General features: G+C 54.0%; 22 protein-coding genes. 6 read left to right on the top strand and 16 right to left on the bottom strand.

Annotation, left to right across the window (positions count from 1 at the left end; genetic code table 11):
• Positions 1 to 114: 114 nt before the first annotated feature.
• Positions 115 to 441, top strand: coding sequence for a DUF2025 family protein (locus AC3ISI_RS22095; RefSeq protein ID WP_489333794.1), 327 nt, complete (start codon positions 115 to 117; stop codon positions 439 to 441).
• A gap of 127 nt (positions 442 to 568) precedes the next feature.
• On the opposite strand, the gene AC3ISI_RS22090 is transcribed toward AC3ISI_RS22095, so the two are convergent.
• Positions 569 to 883, bottom strand: coding sequence for an antibiotic biosynthesis monooxygenase family protein (locus AC3ISI_RS22090; RefSeq protein ID WP_489333793.1), 315 nt, complete (start codon positions 881 to 883; stop codon positions 569 to 571).
• Positions 880 to 1587 (bottom strand): CTP synthase C-terminal region-related (seleno)protein, encoded by a 708-nt coding sequence (locus AC3ISI_RS22085; protein WP_489333792.1) that lies wholly within the window; start codon positions 1585 to 1587, stop codon positions 880 to 882. The genes AC3ISI_RS22090 and AC3ISI_RS22085 overlap by 4 nt, the downstream gene beginning before the upstream one ends.
• 15 nt (positions 1588 to 1602) lie before the next feature.
• On the opposite strand from AC3ISI_RS22085, the gene AC3ISI_RS22080 reads away from it, so the two are divergent.
• Positions 1603 to 2544 carry a LysR family transcriptional regulator gene (locus tag AC3ISI_RS22080; protein WP_489333791.1) on the top strand — a complete coding sequence of 314 codons (942 nt, stop codon included), beginning with the start codon at positions 1603 to 1605 and terminating at the stop codon, positions 2542 to 2544.
• 7 nt (positions 2545 to 2551) lie between these two features.
• Here the strand turns inward: AC3ISI_RS22080 and AC3ISI_RS22075 are convergent, their stop codons facing one another.
• Both AC3ISI_RS22075 and AC3ISI_RS22070 read right to left on the bottom strand, forming a co-directional pair.
• Positions 2552 to 3091, bottom strand: coding sequence for a DUF1003 domain-containing protein (locus tag AC3ISI_RS22075; protein WP_489333790.1), 540 nt, complete (start codon positions 3089 to 3091; stop codon positions 2552 to 2554).
• A 120-nt stretch (positions 3092 to 3211) separates the two neighbouring features.
• Positions 3212 to 3829, bottom strand: a complete 618-nt coding sequence (locus AC3ISI_RS22070) for a TetR/AcrR family transcriptional regulator (RefSeq protein ID WP_489333789.1) — start codon at positions 3827 to 3829, stop codon at positions 3212 to 3214.
• A 215-nt stretch (positions 3830 to 4044) separates the two neighbouring features.
• On the opposite strand from AC3ISI_RS22070, the gene AC3ISI_RS22065 reads away from it, so the two are divergent.
• Positions 4045 to 5103 carry an MBL fold metallo-hydrolase gene (locus tag AC3ISI_RS22065; protein WP_489333788.1) on the top strand — a complete coding sequence of 353 codons (1059 nt, stop codon included), beginning with the start codon at positions 4045 to 4047 and terminating at the stop codon, positions 5101 to 5103.
• Positions 5104 to 5150: 47 nt separating this feature from the next.
• Here AC3ISI_RS22065 and AC3ISI_RS22060 read toward each other — a convergent pair whose 3' ends face one another.
• From AC3ISI_RS22060 to AC3ISI_RS22050, 3 genes are all read right to left on the bottom strand, one after another.
• Positions 5151 to 5411 (bottom strand): XRE family transcriptional regulator, encoded by a 261-nt coding sequence (locus AC3ISI_RS22060; protein WP_489333787.1) that lies wholly within the window; start codon positions 5409 to 5411, stop codon positions 5151 to 5153.
• Positions 5412 to 5422: 11 nt separating this feature from the next.
• Complete coding sequence (locus AC3ISI_RS22055; protein ID WP_007946091.1) at positions 5423 to 5740, bottom strand: helix-turn-helix domain-containing protein; 318 nt, start codon at positions 5738 to 5740, stop codon at positions 5423 to 5425.
• A 93-nt stretch (positions 5741 to 5833) separates the two neighbouring features.
• The gene (locus AC3ISI_RS22050) at positions 5834 to 6601 is read right to left on the bottom strand and encodes an AraC family transcriptional regulator (protein ID WP_489333786.1); all 768 of its coding nucleotides are present in this window, start codon (positions 6599 to 6601) and stop codon (positions 5834 to 5836) included.
• A 112-nt stretch (positions 6602 to 6713) separates the two neighbouring features.
• Between AC3ISI_RS22050 and AC3ISI_RS22045 the strand changes: the two genes are divergently transcribed.
• Entirely contained in the window at positions 6714 to 7529 is an 816-nt protein-coding gene (locus AC3ISI_RS22045) for a sulfite exporter TauE/SafE family protein (RefSeq protein WP_489333785.1), read from the top strand.
• Between the two features lie 6 nt (positions 7530 to 7535).
• Here AC3ISI_RS22045 and AC3ISI_RS22040 read toward each other — a convergent pair whose 3' ends face one another.
• The 3 genes from AC3ISI_RS22040 to AC3ISI_RS22030 all read right to left on the bottom strand — a co-directional run bounded on the left by AC3ISI_RS22040 (position 7536) and on the right by AC3ISI_RS22030 (position 10232).
• On the bottom strand, positions 7536 to 8525 hold the full coding sequence (locus tag AC3ISI_RS22040) for a hypothetical protein (RefSeq protein ID WP_489333784.1): 990 nt from the start codon (positions 8523 to 8525) through the stop codon (positions 7536 to 7538).
• A 336-nt stretch (positions 8526 to 8861) separates the two neighbouring features.
• The gene (locus AC3ISI_RS22035; RefSeq protein WP_489333782.1) at positions 8862 to 9578 is read right to left on the bottom strand and encodes an HNH endonuclease; all 717 of its coding nucleotides are present in this window, start codon (positions 9576 to 9578) and stop codon (positions 8862 to 8864) included.
• A 120-nt stretch (positions 9579 to 9698) separates the two neighbouring features.
• The gene (locus tag AC3ISI_RS22030) at positions 9699 to 10232 is read right to left on the bottom strand and encodes a BRO-N domain-containing protein (protein ID WP_310336057.1); all 534 of its coding nucleotides are present in this window, start codon (positions 10230 to 10232) and stop codon (positions 9699 to 9701) included.
• 162 nt (positions 10233 to 10394) lie between these two features.
• Here AC3ISI_RS22030 and tnpB point away from each other — a divergent pair, with 162 nt between their 5' ends.
• Both tnpB and tnpC read left to right on the top strand, forming a co-directional pair.
• Entirely contained in the window at positions 10395 to 10754 is a 360-nt protein-coding gene (tnpB, locus tag AC3ISI_RS22025; protein ID WP_489332793.1) for an IS66 family insertion sequence element accessory protein TnpB, read from the top strand.
• A gap of 17 nt (positions 10755 to 10771) precedes the next feature.
• Complete coding sequence (gene tnpC / locus AC3ISI_RS22020) at positions 10772 to 12325, top strand: IS66 family transposase (RefSeq protein ID WP_489332794.1); 1554 nt, start codon at positions 10772 to 10774, stop codon at positions 12323 to 12325.
• Between the two features lie 372 nt (positions 12326 to 12697).
• Here the strand turns inward: tnpC and AC3ISI_RS22015 are convergent, their stop codons facing one another.
• The 6 genes from AC3ISI_RS22015 to AC3ISI_RS21990 all read right to left on the bottom strand — a co-directional run bounded on the left by AC3ISI_RS22015 (position 12698) and on the right by AC3ISI_RS21990 (position 19002).
• Positions 12698 to 12907: a KTSC domain-containing protein gene (locus AC3ISI_RS22015; protein WP_310336055.1), complete on the bottom strand. Its 210-nt coding sequence runs from the start codon at positions 12905 to 12907 to the stop codon at positions 12698 to 12700.
• A complete protein-coding gene (locus AC3ISI_RS22010; RefSeq protein ID WP_489333780.1) occupies positions 12908 to 14683 on the bottom strand; it encodes an ATP-binding protein in 1776 nt (591 codons plus the stop codon).
• On the bottom strand, positions 14676 to 15899 hold the full coding sequence (locus tag AC3ISI_RS22005; protein ID WP_489333779.1) for an SIR2 family protein: 1224 nt from the start codon (positions 15897 to 15899) through the stop codon (positions 14676 to 14678). Before AC3ISI_RS22005 ends, AC3ISI_RS22010 begins: the two co-directional genes overlap by 8 nt.
• 105 nt (positions 15900 to 16004) lie before the next feature.
• The gene (locus tag AC3ISI_RS22000) at positions 16005 to 17255 is read right to left on the bottom strand and encodes a ribonucleotide-diphosphate reductase subunit beta (RefSeq protein ID WP_477792633.1); all 1251 of its coding nucleotides are present in this window, start codon (positions 17253 to 17255) and stop codon (positions 16005 to 16007) included.
• Between the two features lie 542 nt (positions 17256 to 17797).
• Complete coding sequence (locus AC3ISI_RS21995; RefSeq protein WP_489333778.1) at positions 17798 to 18061, bottom strand: DUF2790 domain-containing protein; 264 nt, start codon at positions 18059 to 18061, stop codon at positions 17798 to 17800.
• Between the two features lie 431 nt (positions 18062 to 18492).
• A complete protein-coding gene (locus AC3ISI_RS21990) occupies positions 18493 to 19002 on the bottom strand; it encodes a nucleoside deaminase (RefSeq protein WP_489333777.1) in 510 nt (169 codons plus the stop codon).
• Between the last annotated feature and the right edge of the window lie 71 nt (positions 19003 to 19073).

Here is a 19073-nt window from a genome sequence, read left to right as displayed (position 1 = left end):
TGCTTTGCAGTACTCTTGGCCACGGCAGTTTCCCCGGAAGAGGGAAACCCGCGTCATTTCCCTTGCGTGTAAACCATCGATCACCGGTCGTTAACGACCTTTTGTGAGGTTTATATGCGCATCACTTCCGAGCTCATCTGCCAGGCCGCCGACCAACTCAACGGTTTTGTCGGTCTCAACCGCAAGACGGGTCATTACATTGTGCGATTCAGCGAAGACTCGTTCGGCATGGACGTGGCCGATGACGGCATTATTCCGCTCAGCGAGTTTGTCTGGGTGCCCGGGCCGGAGCAGACCATGACGCTCAAGCGTGAGCTGATTCAGTTATTGCTGGATCAGAACATTGATGACCGGATCAACATTACCGAGCCGTTGCGGGTGTACATGAAGCGGCGGGAAGTACCGGAGATTTCTGCGGTCAGGAGTCTTGTGCAGGGCTGATGGTTTGGGGGTGACTGTTGGGCCGCCTTCGCTGGCAAGCCAGCTCCTACATGGGTTCTGCGTCGTACACAAAAACGATGCAGGAGCTGGCTTTCCAGCGAAGGCGTCCGAAAGGACAGCGCAATTTTCACAGCTGAAACCGATAATCCCGCTCAACCCTGCACACCCGCGTATGACACGCCGAATACCAGGTCGAGCGCCCTCGTTCACGAATCGCACTGTGCTCGGGATGATGTTTCCACGCCAGAATCGCCGCTTCACTGGACCAATACGAAACCGTAATCCCGAGCCCGTCCTCGCCCCGGGCCGACTCCACGCCCAAAAAGCCAGGCTGTTCACGGGCCAGTTCCACCATGCGTGCAGCGGCCTCGGCGTAACCCTGATCACCTTCAGTGCGCAAAGACGTAAAAATCACCGCGTAGTACGGCGTCGTCGCGATCATGATTTTTGCCTCATGCAAGCCTTGATGAAGGCGCGGACCAGCGGCGGCAGAATGCCTTTGAGCGCTGCACGTTCCGGTTGAAACAGCGTGGCGACGAAAAATGGATGACCTTTGAGCTCAACCGCCCGCAAATCCCCCTGCGAATCACGGCCAACGGCTTGTAGCTGTTGGGTCAATAACTCCTGTTCGAACGCCGGATTCACACCGAAGCGGCAGCGATATCCTTCGAGTATTTCAGTCGTTTCGTACGCGTTGGCAATCAACGAACCTTCGACCAAGTGAATGCTGTCGACAGCCTCCACCAACGAACAGGTCAACGGTGTCAGGAGCGCACGCGCGGCATCAGGATGCGTTTCACCGTGCTCGGCATCTTTCCAACCCAAAACCTGGCGTGCGTGTTCCAAAACGGCATGTTGAAACCCGCCACAGGTGCCGAGGAACGGTCGCTGCTGCTCCCGGGCAAACCGAATTCCCCGTAACGCCCCGTCCATGTCGCGGTAAGGGCTGGCGGGCACGCACCAGAAACCGTCGAAATCTTGCAGCGGCGTGTTGGCGTTGATTTCGTCAGTAGCCAACCATCGGAGTTGCACGTCCATGTTGAGCTGCTTGGCGGCCATGCCGAGGGCGAGGGGAATGGCTTGATGGGCAGTGACTTGAGGGTCGTAGTCACCGATCAGGGCGATGCGGATTGCTGTGGTTTCCATGAGTGCTCTCGACGCTTGTTGATTCCTGGTACCCACTATAGATTGGCGTTCACGCAATCAATATTGGCGTTATCCCAAGTGATCAATGCAGTGACGCACTATCGGCTGGACTATCCCGACCTGGCCCTGATCCTCGCCCTGGTGCGCGGTGGCTCTCTGGCCCGGGCATCGAACTTGCTGAAAGTCGACGTTTCCACGGTGTTTCGCGCCGTCCGCCGACTGGAAGCGGCATTGGGTCAGCAACTGTTTGAAAAGAGCCGCGCCGGCTACTTGCCGACCACGCTCGCGCAAACCCTGGCCGAACAGGCTGAGCGCGCGGAACAAGCGCTGGACGCCGCAAGAATTGGTGTGGAGCAGGGCGGGGAAGTGATCAGCGGCACTGTGCGCCTGACCTGCACGGACTCGGTCCTGCAAGGTTTGCTGCTACCGGCGCTGGCGCAATTCATGCCGTCCTACCCAGCGCTGACGATCGAACTCAGCACCTCCAACGACTTCGCCAACCTCAGCCGTCGCGATGCTGACATCGCCTTGCGTCTGACGCGTACACCGCCAGAGCATTTGGTCGGTCGACGTCTGGCGGATATTTCCTATCGGGTGTGTGCCAGCGCCAGATATCTGAAGTCTGTCGATCCTGAAGACCTGGCTTCGCTGACCTGGATCGCGCCGGACGATTTTCTGCCTGACCATCCCACCGTTGCCTGGCGGCGTCAGCACTTGCCGGGCGTAACACCGGCCTATCGTTGCAATAGCATGTTGTCAGTGACCGAACTGGTGCGCGCCGGGTTAGGTGTCGCAGCATTGCCGGATTTTTTGATCGGCGACACGTTGCAACCGCTGACCGGGCCTTTGCACGGTTACGATACCGCGCTCTGGTTGCTGACGCGTCCGGACTGCCGCGCGTTGCGCTCGGTGGTGACGTTGTTTGACGAGTTGGGGCGGGCGCTGCGATTACCCTGAGTGAGCGTTAAGCCTTTGGTGGCTCTTTGCGCACAAAGTGCTGATGCATTTCCGAGGTCAGGTTTTCAATGCGTTCGGTGAGGGTCTTGGTCATCTCGGTGAGTCGAGTGTTTTGTTCGAGCAATTCCAACAATTGCGCGGTGTTCTTCGCGGCTTGGGCCTGGCGTTCGCTATTGGCCACAGCGATGGCTTCACGGTGTTGCGCATCGGCATCGGATTGCGCTTTGTCCCGCGCCGCCTGACGAGTCTGGGCCAGCAGAATCAGCGGGGCGGCGTAAGCCGATTGCAGGCTGAACGCCAGGTTGAGCAGGATGAACGGGTAGACGTCGAAATGGGTCACGCCAAAGATATTGAGACACACCCAGAGCACTACGATCAGCGTCTGCGCACCGAGAAAGGTCGGCGTGCCAAAGAACCGAGCGAAGGCTTCGGCGCGAAGGGCAAATTTGTCGTTACCGAAGGTGGTCGCCAGGTGGGCGTGAGGGCGGTGAAAGCGCAGGTGGTCGACGGGAGTGGTGGACGTGGTTTCGGTGGTCGGGGTGGTCATGATGATCTCTGCATGGCGCTGGGACTGAGGCTCACTATAGCCCCAGCGCCAGTTTCATTCTGAAACACCTTGCGCTGTTTTATTCAAAGCTGAGCGATGAGGGGTAAGTAGCGAAAATTGTCACTTTTCGCAGACCTGATAACACGCCAGGAACATGTCCAGCGCCGACTCCACTACGGTGGTCTGCATCTGCGGCGACAGGCCCGGCAGCCCCATGGAAATCTGCGGCCAGAACGCAAAGGACTTGAGCATGCCCTGGATCTGTTGGGCGGCAAAGGCAGGGTCGACTGGTTTCAATCGACCGTCCAACTGGGCTGCGCGGATCCATACAGTCAGGTCTTCTTCACGCTCGCCCATTCTGGCGACCATGTTCTGCGCGCGCTCGGGAGAATGGATGGTGGCGGCAATGGCCACCCGCGCCAGGTCGAGAAAATTGTCATCGCCCAGCATCTGTAATTTCGCCTGAAACATCAGACGCATCTGATCGCGCAGAGGCAGGTCAGGTCGGTAGGGCATTTCTTGTACTGCCGTCAGCCGTGTCCAAAGTTGATTGAGGATTTCGGCAAACAACTCTTCCTTGCTCGGGAAGTGGTTGTACACCGTGCGCTTCGACACGCCGGCGGTGGCGGCAATCTTGTCCATGCTGGTGATGTCGAAACCGTTGGCACGGAACTCGGCAATCGCCGCTTGAATAATGGCTTCGCGTTTTCGGTCGGTGAGGCGCTGTGGAGCTGTCATAAGTACGCTTCGGCAGGAGGCAGAGGAAAATTACACTCGGTAGTTTACTTGTGAACGGCTTTGATGCAACCTAGAAACTACACTGCTCAGTGTAATGTTTTGTTAATCCTGTGCAGCGAACAATAGATCGTCCGGCTGATGCGTGCGTGCTTTGGCCATTTATCGTCCCACCGTGAAAAAACGCAATTTTGCGGTTTTTCTGGAGTCACTCAGTCATGGCCACTTCAACTTCCCCTGCGGATAACGCCCCTTTGCCTGAAGCTTCCCGTCAGGCCGAAGGGCACTTTCGAAACCATGCCCCCGTGCAACGCGAAGGCGGTCGCAAAATGTTGCGCATCATGTGGAACATGATCTTCCACAAACCACGCAACACTCGTCCGACCGCCCCGGTGCCGGTACAAACCCTGACCCAGGCGGCGTTGATCGCGGCTCCCAACCACAGCGTCTATCGCCTCGGCCATTCCACCGTACTGCTGAAACTGCGGGACAAATTCTGGATCACCGACCCGGTCTTCGCCGAGCGCGCTTCACCGGTGCAATGGGCCGGGCCCAAACGTTTCCACCAGCCACCGATCAGCCTGGAAGAATTGCCGCCGATTGAAGCAGTGATCCTGTCCCACGATCACTACGACCACCTCGATTATCACGCGGTGCTCAAACTGGCAGACAAGGCCAAGTACTTCCTCACCCCGCTGGGTGTCGGCGACACACTGATCAAGTGGGGCGTCGATGCGAGTAAAGTGCGCCAACTTGATTGGTGGCAGGGCACTGAAGTTGATGGCGTCCAGTTCATCGCCACCCCGTCGCAACACTTTTCCGGCCGTGGCCTGTTCGATGGCAACAGCACGCTTTGGGCGTCCTGGGTGATGATCGACGGCGACACGCGGATTTTCTTCAGCGGCGACAGCGGTTATTTCGATGGCTTCAAACGCATCGGCGAACAGTACGGCCCGTTCGACCTGACGCTGATGGAAACTGGCGCCTACAACGTCGAGTGGCCCCACGTTCACATGCAGCCGGAGCAAACCCTGCAAGCGCACATCGACCTCAAGGGGCGTTGGTTATTGCCGATTCACAATGGCACCTTCGATTTATCGATGCACGCCTGGTTCGAGCCCTTCGACCGGATCCTGGCGTTGGCCTGGGAGCGCAATGTGTCGATCACCACGCCGCAAATGGGCGAAGCGTTCAACGTGATGTATCCGCAACGAGGTAGCGCATGGTGGCTCGGGATGGAAAGTGAAAGCGATCAGGTCACTGCGCAGAACGCTTGATGTCTGACCACCGGGCCGAAGGAAGCGGCCCGAGTTCCACATCCAGACTAGCTCCGCGTATCGAGCAGCAGACTCAGATATTCCGAGATCTTCGCTACGGTCAAATCGCGAAATTTTCCACGGAGCAATTCATTCAGCTCCTCCTCAGACAAACCGAGCTTTTGCGCCGCCTCAGTCTTATCCAATCGACCGGCTTCGAGGAGTATCCCGATCTTCATCACGTACTCAGACTTGGCCCGCATTTCACCTGCATCGGGATAGCCGAGCGCCTCATAAACGCAGTTGTCACTTCCATCGACATCAATCATCCGCTGACCCCTCACTCCACCATCGCATAATCCGCCCGCCCAACCGGGTTCGGCGTAGACCCTTTCACATTCATCCCTCGACCCGGCGCAAACCCCGGGAAAAACACCAACCCCTGCGCCTCAAAGCAATACGCCAACGCCAGCCGGGTAACGTCCAGCACATCGCGCTTTGCCTCGAATCGCTCGATGGCCTCTACCGAAACCCCGGACTCCCGAGCCAGCTCATCAACACTCCAACCCAGCATCGCTCGGGCCTGGGCGCAGTGGGCCGGGGTGAATTGGAAGAGGGCGATACGTTCCAGGGTGATTTTCATCGCATGAGAGGCCATGGTGTTCTCCGGGCTCGAGAGTGCTGATTCAAAATATACTGTGTTTTTGTACAGTTGTTTTGTGCCCGGATCAAACTCATTTTTTGATGTGTGCTATTTCGAGGCTTGCATCCAGACGGACGGTGGCTGCCCCAGTACACGACGAAACATGGTCGAGAACGCCGCTGGGCTGTCATAACCGAAATCCAGCGCGATGCGCGTTACCGCGGTCCCCGATGCCAACCGCGCCAGGGCCAGCACCACGCAGGCTCGCTGCCGCCATTGGCTGAAACTCAGGCTGGTCTGTTGTCGGAACAACCGATTAAACGTTCGCAAGCTGATGTGCAATTGATCGGCCCAGTCCAGCGGCGATTGGTGAGCATTCGGGTGTTGCAGAAACGCCTGACACAACCCCAGCAACCGCGCATCGACGGGCAGCGGAATGTGCAACGGCAGGTGAGTGCTGCGCGCCAGTTCGTGCAGCAGCAAGTTGATTAGAGCACCGTCACGCCCGGCCTCGTCATACGCCAGCGGGATCTCCACCGCCTCCATCAACAAATGCCGCATCAACGGCGACACACTGATCACTTGGCAGCGATTCCCCAGATCAACCGCCACCGGTTCGATATACACACTGCGCGTACTCACCCCGAGCATCAGCACCTCATGCGCCATGCCCGGCGGAATCCACACCGCCCGCTGTGGCGGCACCACCCAATTGCCGTCATGCGTGCTGACCTGCATCACCCCGGTGGCGCCATACAACAACTGCGCCCGCCGGTGTGTATGACGAGGCAACAAGTGGCCGTGGGAATAATCCGTCCCAATCGCCACCACCGGGCGCGGTGTGTCATCCAGCAAATCAATCGAAACATTGCGCATCGAGCGGCTTCCAGCAGTTGGCGTAAACGCGAACATTATTGGCTGACTTGCTGAGGCAGGCCAAGGCGCATCGCTCTATCGTCGACCGCTCCCAACCAATGGACGACGCACAATGTTCTATCTCCTGCTGACACTCTTTGGCTGCATGACCGGCATCACGGCGGTGCTGTTCGGCTTCGGCGGCGGCTTCGTCGTCGTGCCATTGCTCTACCGCATGCTTACCGCCAGCCATGGCGCCGATGACCCCGTCGGCCAAGCGGCGATGCACATTGCTGTGGCGACTTCGACCTGCGTGATGATCGTCAATGCACTGATCGCCACTGGCAAACACCGGCGAGCCGGGAACCTCATTCGCCATTACCTGTGGCCATTGGGCGGGTTTATCGGGCTGGGCGCTATCGTCGGTGCCATGGCGGCGATGTGGGTGAGCGGCGAGGTGATTCGTTATGCGTTCATCGCGTACCTGGGCGTGACCATTGTGGATTGCCTGGTTAGACGCGGATTTCTTACACGCGCCGATAACGCAATCCCAAGGCGATTGGGGAGTGCGGAAGTGTCAGGCGGTGGCGTAGGCATTGGCGCTATCGCGACGTTTCTCGGCGTGGGCGGCAGCGTCATGACCGTGCCGTTATTGCGACGCTGTGGGTTGAGCATGAGTCAGGCGACGTCCATGGCCAATCCTTTGAGCCTGCCGGTCGCGGTGGCCGGGACGGTGACCTACATGGCCATGGCGGGATTCAGCGAGTTTGACTTGGGGTCGTGGTTTATTGGTTATGTGGATTTGCTGGCGTTTGCGGTTTTGACGATGGGATCGTTGCTGGGGATTCGATTGGCCACACCCTGGATCGGGCGGATTCCGGACCGAATACATGCGCGGGTATATGTGGGTTTGCTGGTGTTGGTGATGATCAGCATGTCTCTGACCTGAGCGCTGTTACTTATCCGCCAACCTCGGCACTTCCCGAATGATGAAGTGATCCAGGTTCTCAATATCCGCACTGAACACCCCGAAGGTCTGCTCGGGGTTTTTCTTGCTCGGCACCTGCTTCAACTCTGGTGTCACGCCATAAAAGAAGCAATACAAGTCCTTGCCGCTCTCAATGGCGTGCTTGATCTCTTCCAGAAACGCTTTGCGCTTGCGGTAGTTGTCGATCAGCTTCTTGCTCAAGTAAACGTTGACCGAATAAGGCTTTTTCTTCGCTTCGTCCGCTTGCTTGAACCAGACCTTCTGTTCGAAATCGATGCGAAAACTCTGGGTGTAATCCTTGATCTCCTTGATCTTGCCCCAGTAAATCAGCCCCTTGTTGTCCTGCAAATACTCGATCTTCTTGAAGAACGACCCGTACGGCGCCGTGTGCTCGCCAATCTTCAGCGGCATGCGCTTGAGCAACTCCTTGTCCTCGAAGTTCGAGACAAAACACTCCACTGGGTGGGCGAAGACGCTGGTTTTGTCCGGTGCCGATTCGCGGCTTGGGTACTCTGTGTGACTGTCCGGCGAAACGGTTTTCGGGACGTCTCGAACTTCATCCGCCGCCCCCGCCGGGTTCGACGGCTGACGAACATACTGACGCCGAGTCAGTAACAACTCCGACGGGAAATGCTCCTCGCGACTGTCATCCGTTTCCGCACTGTCTGCGTCCACACCGGACGCCGAGGCTTTGAGGCTGATATAAGGACAATCCGCCACGTGGCGGGTGCTGGGCGTGTTCTTGAAGTGCGGGGTGCGGACGTAATTCACGTTTTTTGCGTTGAATGTCGTCAGTACGTTGGCCGAGTCGAATGCCAAGCGACAGGCATCGTTGGGGCACTGGAAGTGCTCTTTGGCGGAGTCGAACACCATGGTTTCGTCGAAATTCAAATCGCGTACGTCATAGATCGACAGCTTGTCGTCGAGGCTGAAGCAGTAGGCGAGGTCGAATTTCATGGTGGGCTCGGGTCCTTGAGTGGGGAAGGGTATTAATAGCGGGAGCCGGGGCGGGTTGCACTGACTGTTTTCAACACTCCACAAAATCTGCGGCAACACACCAAACCTTGTGAGTGAGCCTGCTCGCGATTCCCAGCACCAACTCGGTCTAAATTCCTCCTGCTGACCCAGTGGCAACACAACTCACCGTGGCGAGGGAGCTTGCTCCCGCTGGGCTGCGCAGCAGCCCCAAAACCGGCAAGCACGGTGCATAAGCCAGATCAAGTTACTCGCCTGGTGACGGCTTCGCAGTCGAACGGGAGCAAGCTCCCTCGCCACGGTTAGTGTTTAGCTCAGCTACTCATCCTCTAGCCGATCCACCCGCTTATAAAGCGAAGCAGTGAACTCATCCCTATCGCTGGAATAGTGACAGCGACGATGGCAGTTCGGGCACAGAGCGACAGCGTTGGTCACCAAATCCGCGCCCTCGTTGACCAGATGTTTAACGTGGTGGACTTCGAGAAAATGCAATCCATTTGGCAGCTTGAATGGTGCGTTCTGACCGCAACCTTCGCAAACCCCGTTGGCATTCTTAAGTACCCAGGCCTTGACCAATGGATCTCGTAAAAATGAAGAGGTCGTTCCGCTGACCCGTTGCGGTCTCTCGATACCGCGAGGGATGCCTACCAACTCGCGCTGCTCAAGCTTCAGAACCTTGGTGTTTAACGCTTGATCATCCGCAGTAGGTGCATAGTCGTCAGGGTCGAAAGCACCTTTTGCAATCATTGCTGCGCGTACGCGCTGGGTTACGCCTGCGCCAAGATGTTTCGCAGGCAGGTATCCGACAATGTAAGGGAGGCACAGATCATGGAGTACGGTGGAAATATTACGCATCCGATACTCGATGGAGACTCTGCTGCGATTCATCAGTACCCCTTCACGCAAAAGGCGATTCTCATGTGCCTTATTGAGCTTCTGGTCACTTTTCTCAATCGCCAACATCTTCAAGTAGCCTTCGACTGCCGCCTCAAGCTCCTCGTCGCTCCAGTCACTCTTCTCTTTTTCGATATCCATACAATCGCCGAGGGTTGGAAACCCTCGGACGATACTGAGTGGCCATTACGACTGTCTACGAAAATTCCTACAGAAGATACCGACGCATCGCTCAAGCGGTCCTACAAAGACATCTTCGCTCTAACCCACCGAATGCTTCGACGACTGAAACACCTCCGCGACTTTCCGCCACCAAGGCTTAACCACCGTCGCCCGTTGCTGGGGTTGATCGTGCAGCAGGTAAGGCATGTCCCGCAGCCTAATCCAACCTTCATCCTGCCAATGCAGCAGGCTCAACGACATCTCCGGCCAATCCAACAAACTCAACATCGGCCGATCCGAATTTTCCGATTGCATAGCGTCGCGTAACGCCGGCACTACTTGATGGGTCAACCACTCGCGCAACAAACGATTTCCCGGTACGTAGTGATACACCAGCAGCGCATACACACCGGACTCACTGAGCATCAACTGCCTTTCGGGTTGGCGGAAATATTCAATCCACAAAACGCGGCGCTGATCTTTATCCAGTTTATTGACCATACGATCACTCAGATGGATACCCATCAAGCGGCCGATATCGCGAGCGCAGAACCAAGGTTGGTTTTCAAGCAGGAGGGCGTGCAGAGAGAGGTTGTGACGCGCGAATACAGTGGGATTGTGTGGGTCAGACATGGTGGGCCTCCAGAGTTGGAAGCTTGCAGATGGTGCGACGGCTGAAGCCGATTACCTTCGTGCAGAAGGAGACATTCTGTATCCGCTCCATGAACTCCACATTCCAAGCTGATAGTTGACGGCTGATGCTGTGCTCCCGATTTCCATCAGGAGCCCATCACCATGATGCGTCCAAATGCCAGCGTCGAAAAAGTGTACCTCTACCCGAAGCCTGTAGATTTTCGAAAGTCCATCGACGGCTTGGCTGCGTTGGTCGAACTGGACATCAAAGTTGCGGTGTTCGACCCCGTGCTTTTCGTCTTTCTAAATCGCCACCGCAACCGCGTCAAAGTGTTGTACTGGGAGCGCAACGGCTTCTGCCTTTGGCTCAAGCGCCTGGAGTCGGAACGTTTCAAAACATCGCCCGATGCCACCGACGAGGCCATCGTGTTAAGCGTCCAGGAGTTGAACTGGTTACTCGACGGTTTTGATCTGTGGCGTAACCGCCCCCATCAGGTTTTGACTCCAAGATTTGTCGCCTAAAGGTTATAATCCGCGGCATGATTTCCATGCCTGACAACCTTCCTGATGACCCCGTGCGTCTCAAACAGATGCTGCTTGAGACGTACGAAGCGCGTGCACGTGATCAGGAAGTCAAAGAGGCTTACCAGACCCATATCGTTGATCTGAAAGAGCAGATCAAGTTGCTGCGTGACCGTATATTTGGCTGTAAGTCCGAACAAACGGTCGAATCCAACACGCCGCAACTGGCGCTGTTCAATGAGCCCGAAAGTGAACCGATGCCCGCCGTCGAGGATGCCGATGAAGAAGTCGTTGCTCCAGCTCCACGCCGTGGTAAACGCAAGCCACTATCTGCTGATCTGCCGCGTATCGAAGTCATCCACGAATTGCCTGAGCACGAACTGACCTGTGCCTGCGGTTGCCGCAAGCATGTGATCAGCGAAGAAACCAGTGAGCAGCTGGATATCGTGCCGATGCAGATTCGGGTGATCAAACACATCCGTAAAGTCTACGGTTGCCGTGGTTGTGAAACCGCTCCGGTCACTGCTGACAAACCCGCCCAGTTGATCGAAAAGAGCATGGCCAGTCCGAGCGTCTTGGCGATGCTGCTAACCACCAAGTATGTCGACGGATTACCGCTGCATCGTTTTGAAACGGTGCTGAGCCGACACGGTATCGATATCCCGCGTCAAACCTTGGCGCGCTGGATCATCCAATGCGGCGAGCACTTGCAACCGTTGCTGAATCTGATGCGTGATCGATTGCTGGAAAGTCCGGTCATCCACTGCGATGAAACCCGCGTCCAGGTACTCAAAGAGCCAGGTCGAGACCCGACCAGTCAATCCTGGATGTGGGTGCAAGCCAGTGGGCCGCCAGATCGAAAAGTCGTGCTGTTCGACTACACCTCCAGCCGTGCGCAGGAAGTACCGTTGCGCCTGCTGGAAAGTTATCGCGGCTACGTGATGACCGACGACTACGCGGGTTACAACGCATTGGCGTTGCAGCCCGGTGTCGAGCGGTTGGCGTGCATGGCCCATGCGCGACGCAAGTTCGTGGACGCGCAAAAAGTGCAGCCCAAGGGCAAGACGGGACGTGCCGATATCGCGCTGACGATGATCAACAAGCTGTATGGCATCGAGCGTGAACTCAAGGACGTCAGCGATGAACAGCGCTTTATGAATCGTCAGGAAAAGAGCCTGCCGATCCTGGCGCAGTTGAAAAGCTGGCTGGATAAAACGCAGTCGCAGGTGACACCGCAAAGTGTTTTGGGCAAGGCCGTTAATTATCTTGCCAGTAACTGGAGCCGACTGGAGCGCTACGTGGAGGCTGGGTTTTTACCCATCGACAACAACCCGGCAGAGCGTGCAATAAAACCATTTGTAATCGGTCGCAAGGCTTGGCTGTTCAGCGACACGCCCAAAGGCGCGACTGCCAGCGCGCAGATCTACAGTCTGGTCGAGACCGCCAAGGTCAACGGCCAAGAGCCCTATACGTGGCTGCGCCACGTACTGGAACGACTGCCGCATGCGCAGTCGGTGGCCGACTACGAAGCACTATTGCCATGGAACTGCTCGCCAGAGATGCCACGGTAAACGAGGCGGTAGTCTGGCGGTAGGTGTAGTTCATGGATCGGATACGACATTCTTAGGCATATCCTTTACCTCTGTGTGATGTCAGCTTTCTTAGGGCTGGGTGCCGGGAGCTAAGAAACCCCACACAGAGGGCCGGACTTATTCCCCTTTCGGGTCTTGTATTCGCCCACTCCCGGCATAACAGAGTTTTTGATGCGCACGGGGAAACCGTAGGCACAAAAAAGCCGCTACTGTCGGGGGCGGTCAGTCCGCTGTGTGAGGTGTTTCTTAGGCACCTGTTTGAGAGGGTATTGCCTTCATCATCCATGGTCAAGGATGCGATTGTTGCCGGATAGCACCTACCTATAATGGTAGGGCCATCCTATTTATCTATTAGATTTCTTGACAGCTAAAAACATTTTTTACGTGACTGTGAAAATATCCGCCGGGAGAGCCCGCATTTATTAAATCTTGGTAAACGCTTTCAGGTACACCATGATATTCATAAATTTTCCCACTATTAAATTCAATGTGGAGTAGTGAGTTAGCTTCGTCGTATCCGACACTTGCTAAATTGCTTGAGCTTACAGGTCTTCTTTCCATTTACTTTGCTTCCTTTGTTATTTTCTGGTTTCGCCAGGCCGATACTAACGCCTCATAATTTTCAGCTTTTCTATCCTGTGCCCAACTGGTGGTTACTGCAGGGTCTCTGCTGTTGGGGTATTTGTCTGCTGGGAGTAAGCTTATACGGCATCTAGTTGGAAGTTTTGCTGACTCTCCAACTATAATGGCTTCTCCGGTTCTCAGAACTGGCAGAGAGTCGATTATTCCAGCCAGTCCCTCTGACATCGCAGCCTTTACGATGCCTCTATCTGTGGCGTTATTTATTCTGAGTGCTATAATCGTGCCGCATTGCGATAGTATTGTTTCATCAATTTCTGATGGGCGCTGACTTACAACCATCGCCCCTACGCCAAATTTCCGACCTTCTTTTGCAATCCGTTGCACCATTTGTTTAGCAAGGCCATCTTCTTTTTTAGATAAATATCGATGAGCTTCTTCAAGAACGACAAGCAATGGCCTATCTCTCATTCCTGAGTTTAGGTTTTTTCCCCAGATTGCAGATTCAAATAATATGTCTAGGATTGAGCCAAGTAAAAGACTCAGCCTAGAAGATGGCATTCCAGAAAGATCTAAGATAGTGATAGGTTGGTCGTGGCCAAGCCAGTCAGAAAGAAGTTGGTCTAAATCTTTTTCTATTTTTCCATCTTTATCCGGCGTCCAAGGGCCAGGTTTCAAAAGAAATGAGTATTGTGAGTCTAGAAGTCGGGACTTCATCTGTTCAAGCTGCCGTTTCACTAAACTATTTCCACCTTTGAACGGCGGGTTGCTAGACGTTGCTGGGGGGAGAAACTTTGGTGGGATCAAATTCTCTGCGTCGCCTTTCCCGTCTTTAGCGTAAGCAGGGTTAGTGTGCTCTTTTTCTTGCCATGTGACTGTGTCGTCATAATATAGTTCGTGCCATATGTTCTTTATTCTATATGGCAGTGGTGTGGAAGTCGTGACTGATTCAGTGGGTATGTTTTGTATGTTATTGGTAACGATTGATTTCTTTTTTTCTTCGATGGTCTTGTCTAGGTATAGTGTTTTGTGCGTTTCCGATATATTTCCGCAGAGGAAGTCTATTAAGCTTTCCGGTGATATGCACCAATATGGGATGTATAAAGGATTTTTACTGTCTGGAAGAACTGAAAATACTTTGGCAATGTCACCCAGCGCTGATTCGTACTCGCCATGAATGTCTATTAGAAGTATTCTTGCAGATGGAAGTCGAACTCGGTCATTGTTAGTAACTATGGATCTAATTATTGATGCGGTACTAGTGGATTTGCCTGAGCCCGTTGAGCCCAAGATGGCGGAGTGGCGTGTCACTAGCCGGTCTAAATCTAGGCTGACATCAATCCCGTCAGAGCTTGAAAGTTTTCCGATAGTGAATTGGCCTGCAGTAGGTTGTCCAAATATTTGCTTAAGGTCTCGATCCACGACTATGTGAACATCATCCCCTATACTAGGGTACTCACTGATCCCTCTATCAAATTCACCTCCAATCATTTCACCTATCAATTCAACTTTAATCCAGCGTCTACTTCTGGTCTGTATGTTTTCGGTTTCTTGTGTCGAAGATTCGTTGGACTCAGATGTAACGCCGTACAGTTGATTGTATCCTATAGGTATTTTTATAAAGCTGCCAACTTGTCCGATTCGATAGTTTTTGCCCTCTATAATTATTATTCCGGACTCCATTGACTCTGCAAGCTCCACAATAATTGAAGAGCTAGAGACTGAACTGACGCTACCCATATATGTGGCGTTATGCATCGTTCTGAGCCTGTTCAGTAATTGGAAGCGGTTGTACTGGTTCGGCAACAGTCTCAATTTCAATCATTGGGCGTGGTTCCAGGTCGAAGTCGCCTCCAGCAGTTGCTAAAAAACGTGTCAATGCATTGAAGTCACCTAGCTGGAACTCTTTGTTGCTGAAATATTCATCCCTGATAAGTTGCCAGTTTTTTGCTGGTAGAAGCCCAATTCTCCAAGGTGCTTCGACACCATTTATAATGGCTCCGTCTCGACAAAATAGACTAAAATTTGGACAGTTGAACGCTATTTCTCGGGCGAATGGTTCGTCTTCTAATTTGTTGTACTGAAAAGCAAATAGTGCGGTAGACTGATTTGCAATTAAGCTCTCAGTTATTTTGGAAGAAATGTGGGCGTCAGCAAAAGAAAAGCCAGATGCTATCGTTAAAGTATCGGGTTCGTTTAGAAAATTCTTAAAGCGCTCAAATAATGAGGAGAATGGTGCCGCTTGGGTTTGATCATATTTTATGTGGGATGGGTATACCATGTTTGTATTGGTTGATGTAGGCAATCTAATTACCTCTGAGTTTTCACCCAGTTCCCACCCAATTGACCCGTGAAGCTTCCATAGTCTTACCCAGCGGGGAGGGAGGTCGTTTCTTGAAATGCTAGAAGGGTCAAAGAAGGCGTTTCTAGAGCCGCTAAACCCATCGAAATAAGGTGTTTTTACTCTTTCTAATGCTTGCTCCAACAATAGATCATAGTTGGTTGTAAATATTTCTACGCCATGGCGCCGTTTGATCCCATTTATCCAGGATATTAACTCGGAATAAGGGTTTTTGCCTTTTGGTAGATCCTGGTTTACAGCGTCTTTTATTGCGCTGCATATGTTGTTTGTTAGAGTTGTAAAATCTGTGCTGTCGTAGTTGTGAATTTTTGATTCGCCAATTACTTCGGCTAGAGTTCTAATCTTAGATAAGACTTTTTCGAAATTTTTATCAGGGATCGATTTTTCGATTTCGTTAAAAACCCTGAGGTCTTCTTCTTGTAGGTTTTCTTTGATTAACTTGGTCAGCCCTATGACGTTGGGGATTAGTGGTTTTCTAGGGCCGTCGCCACCAATATTTATGCTAAATGGAGCTCCCGCTCCGAGAAGTAATCCAATTTTTTTCTTTCCGTTAGTGATGACCTGACGGAAGCCAAACATGTATTGATCGGGGTTATGTACTGATTCGCTCATAGCATGTCCTTATAAAAAATAAACCCCGCATTTGCGGGGTTTATTTTTCGCTACCCCAACAATCATGCTCAGGCAAAGCGGAAAGGCATCAGTTTTAGAGCAATATCAATCCCAGCTAAGCGCGCCACCAGTCTGATACTCAATAACCCGAGTCTCAAAGAAATTCTTCTCTTTCTTCAAGTCCATAATCTCGCTCATCCAAGGGAACGGGTTAGTCGTCCCTGGATACTCTTCCTTCAACCCAATCTGCGACAGACGACGGTTAGCAATAAACTTCAGGTAATCCTCCATCATCGCCGCATTCATGCCCAATACCCCACGAGGCATGGTATCGCGAGCGTATTCGATCTCCAGCTGAGTCCCCTGCAGAATCATCTGCGAAGCCTCTTCCTTCATTTCAGCATCCCACAAGTGCGGGTTTTCGATTTTGATCTGGTTGATCACGTCGATGCCGAAGTTCAGGTGCATGGATTCGTCGCGCAGGATGTACTGGAACTGCTCGGCGACGCCGGTCATTTTGTTGCGGCGGCCCATGGAGAGGATCTGGGTGAAGCCGCAGTAGAAGAAGATGCCTTCCAGAACGCAGTAGTAGGCGATCAGGTTGCGCAGCAGCTCTTTGTCGGTTTCGACGGTGCCGGTTTCGAACTTCGGATCGGAGATCGAACGAGTGTATTTGAGGCCCCAGGTGGCTTTTTTCGCGACCGATGGGATCTCGTGGTACATGTTGAAGATCTCGCCTTCATCCATGGCCAGCGATTCGATGCAGTACTGGTAGGCGTGGGTGTGGATCGCCTCTTCGAAGGCCTGGCGCAGGATGTACTGGCGGCATTCCGGGTTGGTGATCAGGCGGTACACGGCCAGGACCAGGTTGTTGGCAACCAGGGAGTCGGCGGTGGAGAAGAAGCCGAGGTTGCGCATGACGATGCGGCGCTCGTCGTCGGTCAGGCCTTCCGGGTCTTTCCAGAGGGCGATGTCGGCGGTCATGTTGACTTCTTGCGGCATCCAGTGGTTTGCGCAACCGTCCAGATATTTCTGCCAGGCCCAGTCGTACTTGAACGGTACGAGTTGGTTGAGGTCGGCGCGGCAGTTGATCATGCGCTTTTCGTCGACAGCGACGCGGGCGGAGGCGCCTTCGAGTTCGGCGAGGCCTTCGGCGACGTCGAGGGTGTCCAGGGCAGCTTTGGCACGGGCGATTGCGGCAGAGTCGTTCGCGGTAACGGCGCGAGCTTCTTGAGCGGCGACACCACCAGCGGTGTCGAGTCGGTCCATGTTGGCTTCGCTCGCGTGGCCGGCATTAGCGCCTTTTACCACGGCTTCGCCGCTGTCTTCTTTGTCGAATTCGTCCCAGCTCAGCATGACGTGTCGTCTCCTGCGTGAGGGCCAGATGCCCGTGTGATGGTTATTCACACGGTCGGTCTGACCGCGTTGGATCTTAAGGAATCGTTTTTTGCAGCCAAGGCAGGCAATAAAACAGAATTTTGTACGGGGTTCCGAGAGCCACTGATGGGCGCAAACAGCGTTAAACACTGCTGCGGGGCTTCAGACTGGCGTTCCATCCCTGTAAGGGGATATTGCAGGCCCGTTAAGGCGGCATTATAGGGAAATTTTCACCGGCGTGGGGCGGCGAATCGGCTCATGGAACGGCCGGAGGGGCGGGTTTTTCGGTCGGAGTGAGGGTTTACAGGGCTTTGACGGGTTTGGGGCCGCAAAGATTTTTTTCATAATTTTTAGCGCAGGAATGTTTTCGCTCAAAAAACAACCAAAAAGACGCTTTTTCACTACATCTAGTGTTTTGCAGCGGTTTTCGTCGCTTGCAAACACAACTGAGCCCGACCGAAGCCGGGCTGGAATCGACCCTCAGCGATCAGCTGAAATGACCCGATTCGGTGCAGTTTTGATCAGCCATTGGAGCAGCCGTTACCCATCATGCTGTAGCTCAAAATATGGCGTTGGCCCTTGGAATCTTCGTATTCCATTTTCATCGGGACAACTTCACACACGTTCGGTACTTCGCTCATGGAAACAACTTTGGCGATGTCCAGATGGGTGGAGTAAGTGTATTCCTCAACTACCGGTTGTTGCTGTGCGACATCAGTCGGGACCTCGTCTGCCATGGCGGTTGCGCACAGGCTGCTGAGGGCCAGAACTAATAAAGCTTTCATTTCGGATTTACCTTTTAGAGGTCGAATGGGGTCACGCAACCTTTGTGGGGTTGCGTGTGGAGCTTGGGTATCGGAGTGTTTGATTAACTGCCTTCGTGGGGGCTGCAACTTGGTTAATCAGGTTGCCTTGTTGGCGGGGCTGATTTTAGGCGTGGGGATTTCATTCATATAGGCGTGGTTTTGATAAACACCTTTGACGGAATTCGTAACAATCCTCGAATAACGCTGTAAGAGGTGGGTTGCTGGCGATCCTGGCGAGGGAGTTTTTTCAGATTAGATGGGCGAGTAAAAAAGTGATCCCTCGATATCGCTGCACGAGGTACGTCGTGCCGAGGGATCACAAAAAGCGAGGTGCCACCCCCGCTGTGGAACAAATACGTCGCCTTACCCGGTCGCAAGTGACGTAGATAGGTGGACAGAGACGGCGCGGTTCATGACCAGAATCCGGCATGCGGTCCAGCGGCCTCGGCTTCCAGCATGGGGCCTAGTACGACGATTTGGCGCTGGCCTCGGGCGAATACTTCCCGGCAAGGCAGGGAGAATGTCGGATTCTCCGGATGATCGCCGGTGAGGTTGAGCAGAGCGTGCTCTGATAACGCATAAACGACTCTGCCAATTCCCGTCCAATAGACGGCGCCGGCACACATGCAGCAAGGTTCGGCACTTGTATAGAGGGTGCACTTGCTCAGCTCTTCGGCGCTCAGTAATTTGGCAGCCTGGGCGACGGCGACCAATTCGGCATGTTGCGTGGGGTCCCCTTCGGGGGGCATGGAGTTGTTGCCAGCCTGCGATATCAGTTTGCCGTTTTGGTCCGCCACTAAAGCGGCAAACGGGTGGCGGCCACGCTCCTTCGCCGCTGAAGAGAGCTGGATGGTTTGGCGCAGCAGTTCCACGTCAAGGGCAGCAATGCCCAGAGGGGTCGTGTTGGTCAGGGCAGTCATTCAAAATCCTTGGGCATTTGGGATTGGAAGCAAAATGATGGGATGGCAATGCTGCGCAAAACAGGCATGTG

It is taken from the genome of Pseudomonas sp. GL_139_B (assembly GCF_057834475.1).
The sequence above is the reverse complement of the archived record's forward strand: the minus strand, read 5'-3'. Positions and strand labels throughout refer to the sequence as shown.